The sequence below is a fragment of the Solitalea koreensis genome (genome assembly GCF_900182575.1).
Taxonomy (GTDB): domain Bacteria; phylum Bacteroidota; class Bacteroidia; order Sphingobacteriales; family Sphingobacteriaceae; genus Solitalea; species Solitalea koreensis.
Window position 1 is genome coordinate 684,554 of record NZ_FXSZ01000001.1, and the last position, 16,606, is coordinate 701,159.

The following is a 16,606-nucleotide window of genomic DNA, read 5'->3' on the forward strand; positions in this document are numbered from 1 at the left end:
GGCTACTTGTTAGGGTAGCCATTTTGTTTTATAACGTTTTTTTTGTTTCTACTTTAGTGAGGCCGCCCAGGCTTCCATTTTCTGCTCAAATACATCTAATGGCAAGCAACCGTCTTTTAACACCTGATTATGGAATTCAGCAACATTAAACTTCTCGCCCATGCTATTTTCATATCGCGTTCTTAATTCTCTGATTTTTAACTGACCAATTTTATAAGAAAGGGCCTGGCCCGGTATTGCCATATAACGTTCAATTTCGGCAATCGCTTCAGGTTCAGTGATGCGCTCATTATCTACCATGTACTGAATTGCTTTTTCACGTGACCATCCTTTTGTGTGCATGCCTACGTCTACCACTAAACGGATGCATCTGTGGATGGCATCAGTTAAATGTCCTAAATATTGATAAGGATCTGTAAAAAGCCCTAACTCTTTACCGAGCGATTCTGCATAAAGGGCCCAGCCTTCGCCGTAAGCGCCGTACCAGCTAAAACGACGAAATTTTGGCAGGGAATCATTTTCTTGTTGTAAAGAGATTTGATAATGATGGCCCGGAATGGCTTCATGAAGGAAAAGCGTTTCCATACCGGTGTAGTTAAATTTGGTAGCATCAAGAATTGGTGTGTAGAAAATACCTGGACGTGACCCGTCTGACGAACCTTGGCTATACTCAGCCGATGAAGAAGCCGCTCGGAAGGCCTCTGTCTGCCGAATCTCAAATTTGGTTTTAGGCACATGATTGAACAACTTCTTTAACATAGGATCTTCTTTTGCTTTAATCGCCCAAAAAGCGTCGATTACTTCTTTGGGAGTTTTAAAAGGCATAAACTTCTTGTCGGTACTTACATAAGTAAAAAATGATTTCAAATCACCTTTATAACCAGTTTCATCCTTTATATTTTCCATTTCTGTTCGCAAACGAGCTACTTCCTGCTCCCCTAACGTAAAAATTTCATCAGGAGTTTTATTGGTCGTAGTCCAATAGCGAATTAAGTAGTTATAGTAATCCTTGCCATTTGGAATAGCATCGATACCAGTGCTGGTTCTTGATTTCGGCAAATATTCATTTTTCATGAAAGTAGCCAGCTTTTGATAAGTAGGAATAATATCCTCTTTAATAGCCTTGGTGTAAGCTTCGGTAAGGCGTTTTTTATCGGCTTCTGAAAAGTCTTTCGGAAAATGATTTATTGGACCGTAGAATATGTTCTTTGTGACGTCGGACGTAACAATGGTCTCTAATTGAGGAATCACTTTAATAGTTAGCTTTTGTGGGAGAACATAACCTTTGGCAACCCCTGTTCTCATATTGGCAATTGCAGTATCAGCCCAAACGTTAAAACTTTTAATACGACTAAGGAAATTGTCATAATCCTGAACGGTTTTAAACGGCTGATTGCCTTCACCTGAGCCTAATTGCGGCATGGTTAAATGCATGCTCCAAAACTGTTGAAGCGGCATGTACTCGGTATGGTATTTGTATCCATCCAAGTTCATTTGCATTTCACGCTTAAATACATCGTAACTTATTTTGTCATTTTCACTGAGTTTCTCGCGATCAAAAGTGTTTATAGAATCCAGATAGCGAGTGTAAAAGGAATGGGTTTGAGCTAGGTATTCACGACTTCCATCATTTGGCAATAGATCATTATAGCGATTATCACCGTTAGTAGTAGCCTCTAATGGGTAGAGTTTCATTCGGTCTTCCCAGTAGTTATTAAACATCTTGTTGATTTTGACAGAGGTATTGTCATCGCCACCACTCACAGGCGATTGTTTGCAGCCCCCAACAATTAGGGCCAAACAAACGATTATTGAAAATTTATGCATACGTTTTAAAATTGTAAAATAAAGCTATAAAAAGTTCAGTATTGTTTAAATGAATTGCATTTTTAGGGAGCCTTTATTAAAGAGTTGAACTTCTAATCTTAAATATCTATTTATCGATAGAATAACTCTTCGTATTTATGGTTTGTTCGGTTAATTTAGCAATAATATATGACACCTATTGATTCTAAAAAGCAAATACGCCTCATCTTTACGATGAAGGATATTTCAGCTCTTGAGCTGGAAAGTTGGTGCGATGAATTGCTTGTTCGGATTGCCGACATGGTATGTGAAGCCGGGCATAAGTTGCTTGCTATTAATTGTACGTTGGCTGAAATCCATGTTTTTATTGAAATGTTCAATGAACAGCATTTGAACGACTTAATTAATGAAATAAAAGAAACAAATATTAACTGGCTTAACAGAAAAACAGGTATTGAGGAAACCTTAGAATGGGAGTCTGGTTTTCAATCCGAATTATATCCTGTCTCTCAAATGACCCGAATTATTAGCCAAATACATAACCTGAGGGGGACACGTCCTGTTTAGTAAAAAATGATTATAGTAGATCCCATAAAGCAAAAGCCCCGAGCTGTAAACAGTTCGGGGCTTTTGCTTTATTTAATTATCGTTAGATTATACCAACATGCGTAATGGCTCTTCCAGCAAGTTTTTCAACGTTTGAAGGAAGGCTGCGCCGGTTGCGCCATCTACTACTCGGTGGTCGCAAGAAAGCGTTACTTTCATTTCATTGCCTGGAACAATTTGTCCGTTTTTAACAACAGGAACCTCTTTAATACCACCAACAGCTAAAATGCATGAATCAGGTGAGTTGATGATCGCCGTGAACTCGTCTAAGCCAAACATGCCAAGGTTAGAGATGGTGAAAGTTGATCCTTCCCAATCAGAAGGCTGAAGTTTTTTAGCTTTTGCACGTTGAGCGAAATCTTTTACTTCTGTTGAAATCGCTGATAACGATTTGCCATCTGCAAAGCGAACTACAGGAACTAATAATCCGTCTTCAACAGCTACAGCAACACCAATATTTACATGATTATTGTAACGGATTTTATCGCCTAACCAGCTTGAATTAACATTTGGATGTTGTTTCAAGGCCACAGCTACTGCTTTAAGTACCATATCATTGAATGAAATCTTCACAGATGACATTTCATTCAGTTTGCTACGGGTTTCAATCGCCTTGTCCATGTTTATGGTCATCTTCAAATAGAAGTGAGGCGCAGTAAACTTGCTTTCAGACAATCGTTTGGCGATAACTTTACGCATTTGCGAAACAGGTACTTCAGTGTAGCTTTCTTGTCCTGCGAATGAAGAGGCAGAAATCGTGCTAGAAGCAGTTGATGCTGATGCTGTTGCAGGCGTAAATGCTTCAACGTCTTTTTTTACAATTCGACCACCATCAGCAGAGCCTGCAATTTGAGAAAGGTCAATGCCTTTTTCTTCCGCAATTTTCTTAGCTAATGGAGATGCTTTAACACGCGAATCGCTTTCGGCAGCCGAAGCTGAAGGCGCGGTTGCTTTAATTGCCGTAGTTACTTCAGCAACAGAAGCCACTGGCTCCGAGCCCACCTTTGATTCTGCTGGTGCAGATTCTGTTAATAATGATTTATAATCTTCTCCTTCATTTCCTAATACCGCGATAATCGCATCTACAGGAACTGCTTGGCCTTCTTCAACGCCTATATAAAGAAGAGTGCCTTCTTGAAATGATTCAAAGTCCATAGTGGCCTTGTCAGTTTCAACCTCAGCAACTAAGTCACCGGATTTTACTTTATCGCCCACTTTTTTGTGCCATTTAGCCAATACCCCTTCACTCATGGTATCGCTCATCTTTGGCATTCTTACAACTTCAGCCATAGTATCTTACAGATTAAAATTGATGTACAAAATAAGAGTTACGAATGAAAAGCCAATGCTAAACACTCATAACTCACTATATCATTGTCGATTTGGAACGTCCAAATCTGATTGTTAGTCCATAATGAATGGATAATCCTGTTGAACATACACATCAGTGTATAATTCTGAAGGATCTGGGTAGTTTGACTCTTCAGCAAATTTTACTGAATCTTCAACAGTCGCTTTTACGCGGGCCTCTACTTCATCAAACCAAGTTTGGTCAGCATAGCCTTTCGATTCGATGGTCGCTCTAACTTGCTCAATTGGGTCTTTTGCTTTATACTCTTCTACTTCTTCTTTGGTACGGTATTTTGCCGGGTCAGACATTGAATGTCCTTTGTAGCGATAAGTACGAATTTCAAGAAAAGATGGACCTTCGCCTCTGCGCGCACGTTGTACAGCACGATCCATTGCTTCGTGAACAGCTTCGCAACTCATTCCGTCAACTGGTTCAGAAGGCATGTCAAAGCCGAGCCCAATTTTATAAATGTCTTGCATGTTTGTTGTACGACCTACTGAAGTTCCCATTGCATAACCATTGTTTTCGCAAACAAAAATTACTGGAATGTTCCAGATCATTGCCATGTTGAATGTTTCATTCAAAGCCCCTTGACGAACAGCGCCGTCGCCCATGTAACAAACACATACTGTATCAGTGCCTTTGTATGCTTCAGCGAAAGCGATACCTGCTCCTAAAGGAATTTGACCTCCAACAATACCGTGGCCGCCAAAAAAACGATGTTCTTTTGAAAAGAAGTGCATTGATCCTCCTTTGCCTTTTGAACAGCCGGTTTCTTTACCAAACAATTCTGCCATACATTCTCTTGCAGACATGCCTTTGCCTAAAGCAAGTGCATGATCGCGGTAAGCAGTAATAAATGCGTCATCAGGACGGGTTGCCGAAATTGATCCGGCAGCAACAGCTTCCTGACCAATGTATAAGTGACAAAATCCTCTGATTTTTTGTTGACCATATAGTTGACCTGAACGCTCTTCAAATTTTCGCATTAATAACATTGATTCATACCAATGTAAATAGGTCTCTTTTGTAATTGCTACAGAACTCATTAAAGATAGTTTATAAGCGATATTTTTGTGAACGCAAATGTACAATAAAATTGAAAAAACACTAACGAGAGTACACTAATCTGTTCAATACTTTAAATCTATGTCGTGGTTATTTGAACGAATAGTAATTTTTAATGCCTTTTTTTAAGTACCTTCGCGATCTTTCGTAACTTTTTAGACTACTTTGTCGTATAAGGGAATTCTAAGGCTTAGGGAAGAGGGAGCCTTGGCATTGTTATTGAATTATTAATTCTCTTTTTTTGCATTATTAAAAAATAATAACCTTGAGAAAAGTCCTACTTATTTTCATATGTATTATTTCCGTAAACACGGTTTCCGGTCAATCTATCAATAAAACTCTAGCTCCTCTGAATAAAGAGATTTCTGACCCTGATTCATTAGGAAGCACCTATTATTCTCAACTTTTTGGATTTAATGTAGCCTCAAAAGCAAATCTTAAACTATTCGAGTTTGTCTATAATTGGATGGGCACCCCTTATCGTTTTGGAGGAGACTCGCGTAAAGGAATCGATTGCTCTCGATTTGTGAACAAGGTTTATGATTATGTGTATGATGTATTCCTTGGCGGCGCAAGTTCACGTGATATTTATAAAAATGTGATCCCTGTTGGGAAAGATGAGTTAAAAGAAGGCGATTTCGTGTTCTTTAAAATTAAATCGAGAGTTATTACTCATATAGGAATATATTTGGGCGGTGGAAAATTTGCTCACTCGGCTTCTTCAAAAGGGGTTTCAGTAGGAAATTTAGACGACCCTTACTTTAAGCGCTACTTTTTTACCGGCGGCAGAATAGAACAACAATAATTAGGACAGGTATTAAAACCCTAATATAGCAAGGCTCCTTCATCGGGGCCTTTTTTAGTTAAATCCAAAATGATTGCTGGCTTGGAATAAGAATACGTTCATCGTACGTATTGACATGATAAATAAATTGAAACATACAGTTAACGGCAATTAACCCGAATAGATGCCAGAGAAAATGAGTCCCCATCGGTAAAATCGCCCATTTATCTGCAATTCTGAAAAACAAGGCCACTCCAAAGGCGGTAAAGCCTATCGCAACTAATCTCCAGTTATAAAACTTGTGCATTAAAAGAAAGAAAATAGTTGGTCCCGCAATAACAATTGCCATAGTTATATAATTAAGGTTAATGCTAAGATGTGAATTTTCTTCTCCCGAAAGTTTATAAATCAAAAACTGTAAGCCCATAAGCAGGGCAAAAATTGAAGTAGATAGAACTACATTTTTTGTAACTCTAATAAGGAAATAGAAAGAGGCCATTAACGAAAGGATTACAATAGGAAGCCAGTCCATCAACAAGAATACTTTTGACTCGCGCAGTGCATGATAAAGAGTACCTCCAATAGCCCCAATCGTTAAAACCACCAAGCTAATGCTTAAAAAGGGATATTTTTTATAATTCCCTCTAAGTTTATAAAACCAGAAGATGGCTAAAAAAACGAATAGCAAACCTGACGCAGCGTTAAATGGCTCTACAATGGTTCTATGTAAGTTTGTTTCTGCATAAATAGGACCTCCATCACTTAAAATTTGTAGAAGTGTATAGCATGTAATCATAGATCAGCTCCTTTTCCTTTTGAATAATAAAACCACTTGAGAAGAATAAATGTTTAGCCATCTCAAAAAAATAGTCAAACAAATTTTGCTTAAAGTTTCTTGTGAACCAAAGAAGTCTGTTCTATTGAGCCTGATAACGTTTTGATATTTTCAACAAAAACAAACGATATTTTAATTATTTTTAAAATTATGCAGGCTGTTTATTAAAAATGCTAAAATTCATTTTGTGTTTTGCAAAAAATGTATAAGTTTGTAATACAACGCTGAACAATTGAAATTATTAATTTTAAATATCGCCAAGCATATTGAAGTTGCAAGCATTGTAACTGTATTCGGCATTTTTACAATAATTACAATTATTACCCCTTAGGGGGTCAAGTATATATTATCCGCGCCCCGTATGGGCACTTTTCTACGAAATCCACTCTTTTTTAATTATGAAGTTTGAAGGTGAATATATTTATATTCTCATTTAGGCTATTTATAATCCGATCGCCTTCGATTTGTTGCGAAGCGACTTAAAACGAATAACATATGAAAGTTTTAAAATTTGGAGGCTCATCAGTAGCCTCCGCAGAGAACATTGAAAAGGTAGTAGTAATTGTTAAGCAAAAAGCCGAACAGAGCAATGTGGCAATTGTGGTTTCTGCCTTGGGAAGAGTGACGGATAAATTGATTTCAGCAGGAAAACTTGCTTCAACAGGCAACGAAGAATATAAGCACATACTTGTTGAATTGGAAGAGCGACATTTAGCCGAAGTTCGTAACCTCATTCCTGTTTCAGCGCAAAGTTCAGTGCTTAGTCAGGTAAAAAAACGTTTAAACGAAATAGATAACATTTGTGAAGGTGTGTACTTAATCGGTGAGCTCTCGAAAAAAACGCTTGACCGTATTATGAGTTACGGAGAATTGCTTTCGTCGTTGATTATCGCTGAAAAACTAAAAGCGGAAGGCGTAGATGTTGCTTTAAAGGACACACGTGAGCTCATCAAAACCGATGCCCATTATGGCAATGCCAATGTGGATTTTGATAACAGCAACTTGCTTATCTGGCAGTACTTTAATCAGTCAAGCCGCATCACTGTATTGCCCGGCTTTGTCGCATCTACTGAAAGCAATGAAACTACAACCTTGGGCAGAGGTGGTTCAGACTATACCGCATCAATCATTGCAGGGGCATTAAATGCGGAAGTACTTGAAATTTGGACGGATGTAAGCGGAATGATGACTGCCGATCCACGTATTGTCGGCCAAGCCTATCCGATTGATAAAATTTCTTATGGCGAAGCGATGGAACTTTCTCATTTCGGTGCGAAAGTGATTTATCCGCCAACCATTCAGCCTGTTCTCGAAAGAAAAATTCCTGTTTGGATTAAAAACACCTTTGCGCCGAATGACGCCGGAACCTTAATTCTGGAGAACGGAAATGAGAGCCCTGGGATTGTGAAAGGTCTTTCAAGTGTGGACAAGATAGCGTTGTTAAGCCTGGAGGGCAGCGGCATGGTTGGTGTTCCCGGTTTTTCAAGACGCTTGTTTGATGCCCTTTCCCGTAAACTGATCAATGTAATTTTTATCACTCAAGGGTCTTCCGAACATTCTATAAGCGTTGGAGTGCTTGAAGAAGATGTAATTAGGGCTAAAACCGTTGTCGACAGTGAGTTTGCGTTTGAGATAAGTATCAAAAAAGTTGAACCCTTAAGCGTTGAACGTGGCCTTTGTATCGTTGCTCTTGTTGGCGATAAAATGCGGAGCCAACCGGGAGTAAGCGGCAAAATGTTTAGTGCATTAGGGAGAAATGGGATTAACGTACGCGCAATTGCTCAAGGCTCTTCAGAAAAAAATATATCTGCCGTAATTAACGAGAAAGATGTACGAAAAGCCCTCAATGTGTTGCATGAAGAGTTTTTTGAAACGCCGACCAAACAGGTGAATTTATTTATAGTTGGTACAGGCAACGTAGGCGGTAAACTCATTGAGCAAATCCGCAAACAGCAACATTTTTTGAAAGAAGAACTCCGCTTAAACGTGCGCATAATTGGCTTGGCAAACAGCAAGAAAATGTGCTTTGATGAAAACGGAATGGACCTGGAAAACTGGAAAGAAAAACTCCTGGAAGGCGAAACAATGGACATGCGACAGTTTATACAACGCAGCAAAGCTTTGAATAAAAGAAATAGTGTTTTTGTCGACAATACAGCCAGTGAAGCAGTTTCTAAAATATATGAAGAATTGCTTGAGAACAACATTTCGTTGGTTACCTGCAATAAAATTGCCTGCGCATCTACTTATAAAAACTATCGTAAATTAAAGCAATTGGCGATGAATCAGAATGTTTCTTTCTTATTTGAAACAAACGTTGGAGCAGGATTGCCAATCATAGGAACCTTGAATGATATGGTTCGTAGTGGTGACAGGGTCCGCAAAATTGATGCTGTGCTTTCGGGAAGCTTAAACTTTATTTTTAATAATTTTAAGGAAGGCGTAAGTTTTGAAAATGTAGTTCGGCAGGCACAAACCGAAGGCTATACCGAACCTGATCCACGCATTGATTTAACCGGAACGGATGTTAAACGTAAAATTTTAATTCTGATTCGTGAAAGTGGCGTTGCCATGGAAATGGAAGATATTGCTACCGATTCATTTATGCCAGCCGATTGTTTGGAAGGAACTGTAGATAATTTCTTCGCAAAATTAAAAGAACACGGACAGGTGTTTGATGAAATTTACAAAAGAGCCAATGCAGAGGGTAAAAAGCTGAAGTTCGTAGCTTCCTATAATGAAGGGAAAGCAAAAGTGGGCCTTCAGGCTGTGGATCGCGACCATCCGCTGTACATGCTCGACGGAAAGGATAACATAGTGTTGTTCACCACTGATCGTTATCATGAACAACCGCTTATCGTAAAAGGCGCAGGAGCAGGCGCCGAAGTAACTGCATCAGGAATTTTTGCTGACATAATTAAAACTGCCAGATAATGAGTGAAATTAAAACATTTACGCCGGGAACAGTCGCCAATGTTTCATGCGGATTTGACGTTCTTGGTTTTGCACTGGATAGTCCGGGCGATGAAATGGTATTGAGGCGTACCGTTGAAAAAACGGTAAAAATAACCAGAATCGATGGCTATGATCTGCCCAAAGAACCACTACGTAATGTTGCAGGCGTGGCCTTGTTGGCTATGCTAAAGGAATATAGGGGCGATGCAGGGTTTGAAATTGAGATCTACAAAAAAATAAAACCGGGAAGCGGCATCGGTTCCAGCGCGGCAAGTGCAGCAGGCGTAGTGGTTGCGGCTAATAAATTATTAGGAGAACCCTTTTCTAAAACGGAACTCGTTCGCTTTGCCATGGAAGGCGAACGCCTGGCATCAGGTGTAGCGCATGCCGACAACATTGCTCCCGCAATTTTTGGAGGATTTACCCTAGTTAGAAGCTATGCGCCGCTTGATATAATTACCCTTGACACTCCTTCAGAACTGTTTGCAACCGTTATTCATCCACAGATAGAGGTAAGAACGGCTGATGCGCGTGAAATTTTGAAGAAGAATGTTTTGCTTAAAGACGCAATTAAACAATGGGGAAATGTAGGTGGCTTGGTGGCGGGTTTAATGAAATCGGACTATGGACTGATTAGTCGCTCCCTTGAAGATGCCATTGTGGAGCCTATTCGTTCTATACTTATTCCCGCTTTTCAGGAAGTCAAGTTGAAATCGAAGGAGGCAGGAGCTTTAGGCGGAGGAATTTCAGGATCAGGACCATCCATTTTTATGTTGAGCAAAGGCGAAGAAGCGGCTCAACAGGTTAAAATGGCGATGGCCGATGTGTATGAAAAGGTTGGAATTGATTTCGACATCCATCTATCAAAAGTTAATCAAACCGGAGTTAAAGTAATAGCTATAAAAGAAAACAATGAAATACTACAGTCTTAATCATAATACGCCTAAAGTATCTTTCAGCGAAGCTGTTGTCCGTGGTTTGGCTCCTGATAAAGGGCTTTATTTTCCTGAGTCAATTACTCCGCTTGATTCAGAGTTTATTAAAAATATTGAGCGTTACTCAAATGAAGAAATCGCGTTTCAGGCTATACGGCAGTTTGTTGGCGATGAAATCGCTGAACAGGAGCTACGGCGTATTGTGGCAGAAACCATCAATTTCGACTTTCCATTGGTTGAAGTTGAAAAGGATGTGTATTCATTAGAGCTTTTTCATGGTCCAACGTTGGCATTTAAAGATGTCGGGGCGCGTTTTATGGCACGTTGTTTAGGTGCGTTTTCAAAATTTGAGCAGAAAAAGGTAACGGTTTTGGTAGCGACTTCCGGCGATACGGGCGGAGCAGTGGCAAACGGATTTTTAGGAGTAAAAGGAGTAGATGTTGTTATTCTTTATCCTAGTGGAAAAGTGAGTGATATTCAGGAAAAGCAACTAACCACGCTCGGACAAAACATTTCAGCGCTTGAAGTAAAGGGCACTTTTGATGATTGTCAACGAATGGTAAAAACAGCTTTTTTGGATGAAGAAGTAAATCAGGTTATCAATCTTACATCTGCTAACTCCATTAACGTAGCACGGTGGCTACCACAAATGTTTTATTACTTTTTTGCCTATAAAGAACTTAAAAACAAATCGAAGAAAGTTGTTTTTTCAGTACCAAGTGGTAATTACGGAAATATTTGTGCCGGTATGGTCGCAGCCAAATTAGGCTTGCCAATTCATCATTTCGTGGCTTCAACAAACGCAAATAAAGTAGTTCCTGAATATTTGCAGACCGGGACATACGAGCCCCGAGAGTCAGTTGCCACAATTTCAAATGCCATGGACGTTGGCGACCCGAGCAATTTTGTGCGTATACAGGAAATTTACGGCAAACAAATTGAAAACCTGAAAGCCCATCTAACGGGCTATAGCTTTACTGATGAACAAACACGCGCTGTCATTAAAGAAACAAAAGATCAGATTAACTATTTGCTCGACCCACATGGAGCAGTAGCCTATTTGGGCTTAAAGAAGGAATTAGATCTCAAATCAGACTTCCAAGGAGTATTTTTGGAAACAGCACACCCTTGTAAATTTTTAGACGTTATGGAAAGCATTACCGGAGAAAAGGTGTTAATTCCGGAAGAACTAGCAAGCGTTATGTGCCTTAAAAAGAACTCTTTACGCATCGATAACCAATATGAAGAGTTAAAAGGTTTTCTTACTAAAAAAACACAACAAATAGTGGTATAAATTTTAGATTTGGCTGAAACTTTGCGGGCTTTCGAAACGTTATATTCAATGTTTGAAAGCCCATCGTTTTTGCATACCAAATTAAATTTATGTCTCGTTCTTTAACCTTTATGACTTATGCATCAGAAAAAATATACCCTCTCAAAGTTGTTGACAACCACTCTAGTAGTACTGTTTGTCAACTCATTATTTTTTACCGGATGTAAGAAAGACTCCGGCTCTGCTCCAACAACTAAGGGCGATGCCAGAGACACTGTTTTAGCAATTAATCGCGATGTCTACCTATGGTACGAGGTAATTCCTTCAAATTTTAACGCGCATAATTATACGGATCCGCAGGGAGTGCAAGCGGCCATACGTGCTTTGCAGCCACTAGACAGGTTCAGTTTTGTGCTTACTGATGAAGAATACCAACAACGATTTGTTCAAGGACAAGACCCTGGAAGTTATGGCATGACGTTTCATTTTGAAAACGACCAGACTCTTCGAGTGGCTACTGCACTAACAAGCTCTAGTGCCTATGCAAATGGCGTTCGTCGTGGTTGGAAAATCGCTCAAATGAATGGAATAGCAGCCACCCGAACAAATATTGATGCATTAAATAATCTTTTAAATGCAGGGGCTCCGATTAAATTTTCGTTCATTGATCCTAATAATGTGGCAAAAGACCTTACTATTGCAACTGCAACACTTTCTGATGATGAGGTAATGCACAGAAGTGTAATTCAACAAGGCGGAAAGAAAATTGGCTACCTGGTATATAATTCATTTCTAACAAAGCTTGAGAATCCTGGAACGCCAAATGAGAAAGTTGTACACCCTGGTTTGAATGAAGCATTTGGCTATTTCCAGGCTCAAGGAATTTCAGATTTAATTATTGATTTGCGCTATAATGGAGGAGGATACGTTTCTGTAGCGCAACAAATGGTAAACTCTATTTTAAGTCCATCAGCTAATGGGCAAGTGATGTTCAAGTATGAATTTAACAACAAATTGGCCGGGCCTCCGTACAATTTCAATACAACCATTAATGTGGACAAATCAGATCCGGGCAATCCTCCAAGTTTAGGAACGATTAACAAGCTGGTGTTTATTGTGGGGCACGGAACGGCTTCGGCCAGTGAATTGACAATTAACAGCTTAAAGCCTTATTTTACTGATTTAAAAATGGTTGGCTCAACAACTTACGGCAAGCCGGTAGGATTTCAGGCGATTGAAACAAATACTACCCCTAACTTTTGGGACTTCCCCATCATGTTCAAAACCGTGAATAAATTAGGTAATTCGGATTATTATGACGGCTTTACGCCAGATAAGGCCCAACCAGATTTGGCGAATAAGGATTGGGGCGATGTGTCAGAAGCCTGTCTAAATGATGCTTTGCAATACATTGTGAATGGTTCGTTCCCGGCTTCAACCAAAGCTACAGAAGCAGCAGCCAAAGCAGAGTTAGGCCGACAACTGCCGGATACCAGGTTTAAAGGAATGATAAAGTAAAGAATCATTATTGAAACGATTTTTAATGGATTTATGGAAAGGCGGGCAGAAATGTCCACCTTTCTTGTTTTTAGACAAAGGTGCTGTCTTGGCCTACTTTGAACTAATGACTAGTTTGCCAATAGAACCTTGTGCTCCGGCAAACCAAATTGTTTGACCCGAGGGGCTAAACCGGCAGGTGTAAAAACTTTCTGCTCCTACTTTGTTCCAGGTTTTTCCGGTATCGTTAGAAATAAAAACTCCAGGCATTGCAGCAACAACTACCACTTTAGCAGCCGAGGCAGGTGCAAATTGAACACAGGAGCCAAATCCGGGCCCTCTGCCGTCGGCCATTAACTTCCAGGTTTGGCCTCCATCTATTGAAATAGCTTTTGTTTTACTATGGATTTCCTTTTTATCATAATCTCCCCCGACAACGATGGTTTTGTTGCCATTAGAAGCAATGGAATAGATGCCCGTCATTTTTTCACCTTGCATAATTGGAGTAGCGTGTGTTGTCCAGCTGGAACCTCCATCTTCTGAAATAAACACCCTGGCTTTGCTTCCTCCGCTTGCTATCATTAATTTTTTCCCTTGAACCGTAAAGCAGGAATTACTGGCGGCAAAAAATGCTTCTTCTTCATCAATTGAAGGCAGCCTGCCACAAGGTATTCTTGCCCAACTTTCGCCTGCATCAGTAGTATGTAATAAAACCAGGCAACCTTCATTGTAATCTCCCAAAACCCAACCTTCCGTATCACTTGTAAATTTCATGCTATCCATAAACCAATCGGATTGGTCGTTTTTGTAAACTATATCCCAGGTTTTACCTTTATTGGCTGAACGAAATATGTATCCGGGAGAAGCTATGCCCATTAAGAAGATGGTTCCTTTGGGCGTTACGGAGATCCCCCGAAATTCAATTTTTTTTCCATCAACACTAATTGAATCAATTGTGAATGTTTTGCCTCCGTTTTTTGTATAACCCCAATATCCATTATTTCCTGCAAACCAAGCTGTACTGTCATTTAAAACTTCTAAGGCACGAATACTGATAGGCGCGGGTATTGAAAACTGCCTTATGCTTGCTCTCTGCGCCATAACAACAGTGATGTCGACAAGAAAGATTAAGGTAAATAAGAGTGTTATTTTCTTCATAAATGAACTGGTGTTGCTTGGTTGTTGTTTAATTTCATGTGTATATAATTTACATTTAAAGGTCACATGGAATGGCCAAACTTATTTTCATACCTTAGGGTATACGTTTACATGGCCATTTCATGTAAATTTAGTAACATATACATCCGAACTGATTTAACAGATTACTTTATGGACAAAATAGCAAAATTCAAAGAAGAAATTGATAAGGGATATGCCTGTGGGGGTGATTTTATTATACTGGGCACTACAGTTTTGGACGGGCAAGTTGTTGAAAACAATCTTGTAAAAGCACCTCTAAAAACATTTAATCGACACGGCTTAATTGCCGGCGCAACTGGTACCGGGAAGACAAAAACCTTACAAGGCCTTTGCGAAAAATTATCCAACAAGGGGGTATCTGTACTTGCATTGGACATAAAAGGCGATTTAAGCGGATTGAGTTCAGCGGGTACGTCAAATGCTAAAATTGAAGAACGAATAAAGCAAATTGGCATTGAGTGGAAAGCGCAGGCCAGCCCCGTGGAACTCATGTCAATTTCTGAAGAAAAAGGGGTTCGCTTACGTGCAACCATCTCAGAATTTGGCCCGGTGTTACTTTCTCGCATTTTGGAGCTGAACGACACACAATCAAGCGTACTTTCATTAGTGTTTAAATATTGTGATGACAAGCAATTGCCCTTGCTGGATATCAAAGACTTACGTAAGGTTTTGCAGTATATAATGGCCGATGGCAAAGTTGAAATTGAAGAAGCTTACGGGGCGGTAAGTCCTGCATCGGTTGGGGCAATTATGCGCCAGATTATTGCAATAGAAGAGCAGGGCGCTGATCATTTTTTTGGAGAAAAATCATTCGAGGTAGATGATTTACTGCGTAAAGATGATTTGGGCAGGGGATACGTAAATATTATTCGGGTTGTTGACATTCAAAGTAAACCCAAATTATTCTCCACTTTTATGCTTTGCCTGCTGGCTGAGATTTATCAGAAATTCCCTGAGCGAGGAGATGCCGACATGCCTGAATTGGTCATTTTTATTGATGAGGCGCATTTGATTTTTGATGAGGCCAGTAAAGCCTTGCTGGATCAAATTACAACGATGGTTAAATTGATACGTTCAAAAGGCGTGGGAATTTTCTTTATCACCCAAAATCCTACGGATGTACCTAATGAAGTGCTGGGACAATTAGGCATGAAAATTCAACATGCATTGCGTGCTTTCACTGCTTTGGATCGTAAGGCTATTAAACTTACTTCGGAGAATTATCCGTTATCTGAATACTACAAAACTGAAGACTTATTAACGCAATTAGGAATTGGGGAAGCGCTTGTTACCGTTTTAAGCGAAAAGGGAAATCCAACACCGCTCGCTCACACCCTAATTGCCCCGCCTCAATCGCGTATGGATGTGCTAACCGACATGGAAATGAACGCGCTTTGTGATAAATCCGATTTGGTGAGAATTTATAATGAAGAGGTCGACAGGGAAAGTGCTTACGAAATACTGACCAAGAAATTAGAAGCATCTAAGCTTCAGCAACAGGAAGCTCAAAAAACTAAAGATGAGGAAGTTCAGGCTAAAAAGGTGTCAAAAGAAAAAAGCTTTATAGAAGAAGCTGTTAATAGCAGAACAGGGCAAACCATTATTCGTGAGGTTGCACGTGGATTATTGGGCGTATTGGGATTATCAGGGAGTCGCTCACGGAGAAAGAATCCGTTTTTTTAAGAAAATGCTATTTTATCCTATTTTTGGAAGCTAAACTCTAGAAATTATGTTCGGACCAATAGTAGACGCAATCAAAGGCGAGTTCGCCGATAAAGCTCAATCAATATTAGGCTTGGAGGAAGCGCAAGTTGAACCCACGCTTAAATGTGTAAGTGATTCACTTGTTGATACAGTAAAAAAACAAGTGTTTGGAGGCAAATTGAATGATGTTATTGGCTTATTGACAGGCGCTACCCCTGCTGATGCCAATAATCCATTAATGACTGAACTATCATCGGGTTTAGTGAATAGCTTGAGTACTCAAATGGGCATGGGCGCATCTCAGGCACAACAGATTACTGATTTTTCCGTTCCATTTGCAATTGAGAAAATCACCAAAAAGTTTATAGCATCTGGAAATACAGCTGATTTAGACGGTTTCGCTTCATTTATCGGTATTGATAAAAACATTTTAAAAAGCGTTTCCGGCGGAATTGGTGGCTTCTTCGGCAATATGTTTGGCAGATAACCGTTTACTGTGAATCGTCCTGAAATAGGTTGACAGAATTTTATACTAATCCCGGTTATGCAAGTGACCGGGATTTTTGTTGGTAAACACTTTCTGGTGTTTTCA

General features: G+C 39.7%; 13 protein-coding genes. 8 read left to right on the forward strand and 5 right to left on the reverse strand.

Annotated elements, in window-relative coordinates:
* Positions 1–48: 48 nt before the first annotated feature.
* The gene (locus FN756_RS03025) at positions 49–1,827 is read right to left on the reverse strand and encodes a DUF885 domain-containing protein (protein ID WP_142601329.1); all 1,779 of its coding nucleotides are present in this window, start codon (positions 1,825–1,827) and stop codon (positions 49–51) included.
* Positions 1,828–1,995: 168 nt separating this feature from the next.
* Between FN756_RS03025 and FN756_RS03030 the strand changes: the two genes are divergently transcribed.
* Positions 1,996–2,373: a transposase gene (locus tag FN756_RS03030; RefSeq protein WP_142601331.1), complete on the forward strand. Its 378-nt coding sequence runs from the start codon at positions 1,996–1,998 to the stop codon at positions 2,371–2,373.
* 87 nt (positions 2,374–2,460) lie between these two features.
* Here the strand turns inward: FN756_RS03030 and FN756_RS03035 are convergent, their stop codons facing one another.
* Positions 2,461–3,702 carry a pyruvate dehydrogenase complex dihydrolipoamide acetyltransferase gene (locus tag FN756_RS03035; RefSeq protein WP_142601333.1) on the reverse strand — a complete coding sequence of 414 codons (1,242 nt, stop codon included), beginning with the start codon at positions 3,700–3,702 and terminating at the stop codon, positions 2,461–2,463.
* A 114-nt stretch (positions 3,703–3,816) separates the two neighbouring features.
* Positions 3,817–4,812 carry a pyruvate dehydrogenase (acetyl-transferring) E1 component subunit alpha gene (pdhA, locus tag FN756_RS03040; RefSeq protein ID WP_142601335.1) on the reverse strand — a complete coding sequence of 332 codons (996 nt, stop codon included), beginning with the start codon at positions 4,810–4,812 and terminating at the stop codon, positions 3,817–3,819.
* 284 nt (positions 4,813–5,096) lie between these two features.
* Between pdhA and FN756_RS03045 the strand changes: the two genes are divergently transcribed.
* Positions 5,097–5,636, forward strand: a complete 540-nt coding sequence (locus FN756_RS03045) for a C40 family peptidase (protein WP_246085406.1) — start codon at positions 5,097–5,099, stop codon at positions 5,634–5,636.
* Between the two features lie 58 nt (positions 5,637–5,694).
* Here FN756_RS03045 and FN756_RS03050 read toward each other — a convergent pair whose 3' ends face one another.
* A complete protein-coding gene (locus tag FN756_RS03050; RefSeq protein ID WP_142601336.1) occupies positions 5,695–6,411 on the reverse strand; it encodes a hypothetical protein in 717 nt (238 codons plus the stop codon).
* A gap of 534 nt (positions 6,412–6,945) precedes the next feature.
* Between FN756_RS03050 and thrA the strand changes: the two genes are divergently transcribed.
* The 4 genes from thrA (at position 6,946) to FN756_RS03070 (ending at position 13,131) form a co-directional block, all read left to right on the forward strand.
* Complete coding sequence (gene thrA, locus FN756_RS03055) at positions 6,946–9,384, forward strand: bifunctional aspartate kinase/homoserine dehydrogenase I (RefSeq protein WP_142601338.1); 2,439 nt, start codon at positions 6,946–6,948, stop codon at positions 9,382–9,384.
* Positions 9,384–10,337: a homoserine kinase gene (locus FN756_RS03060; protein WP_142601339.1), complete on the forward strand. Its 954-nt coding sequence runs from the start codon at positions 9,384–9,386 to the stop codon at positions 10,335–10,337. Before thrA ends, FN756_RS03060 begins: the two co-directional genes overlap by 1 nt.
* Positions 10,318–11,634 (forward strand): threonine synthase, encoded by a 1,317-nt coding sequence (gene thrC, locus FN756_RS03065; protein ID WP_142601341.1) that lies wholly within the window; start codon positions 10,318–10,320, stop codon positions 11,632–11,634. Before FN756_RS03060 ends, thrC begins: the two co-directional genes overlap by 20 nt.
* A 117-nt stretch (positions 11,635–11,751) precedes the next feature.
* A complete protein-coding gene (locus FN756_RS03070; RefSeq protein ID WP_142601343.1) occupies positions 11,752–13,131 on the forward strand; it encodes a S41 family peptidase in 1,380 nt (459 codons plus the stop codon).
* Between the two features lie 93 nt (positions 13,132–13,224).
* Here the strand turns inward: FN756_RS03070 and FN756_RS03075 are convergent, their stop codons facing one another.
* A complete protein-coding gene (locus FN756_RS03075; protein WP_142601344.1) occupies positions 13,225–14,268 on the reverse strand; it encodes a WD40/YVTN/BNR-like repeat-containing protein in 1,044 nt (347 codons plus the stop codon).
* Between the two features lie 171 nt (positions 14,269–14,439).
* On the opposite strand from FN756_RS03075, the gene FN756_RS03080 reads away from it, so the two are divergent.
* Together FN756_RS03080 and FN756_RS03085 are read left to right on the forward strand one after the other, a co-directional pair.
* Positions 14,440–15,993, forward strand: a complete 1,554-nt coding sequence (locus tag FN756_RS03080; RefSeq protein WP_142601346.1) for a helicase HerA-like domain-containing protein — start codon at positions 14,440–14,442, stop codon at positions 15,991–15,993.
* 46 nt (positions 15,994–16,039) lie between these two features.
* Positions 16,040–16,501, forward strand: a complete 462-nt coding sequence (locus FN756_RS03085; RefSeq protein ID WP_142601347.1) for a hypothetical protein — start codon at positions 16,040–16,042, stop codon at positions 16,499–16,501.
* The last annotated feature ends 105 nt before the right edge of the window (positions 16,502–16,606 follow it).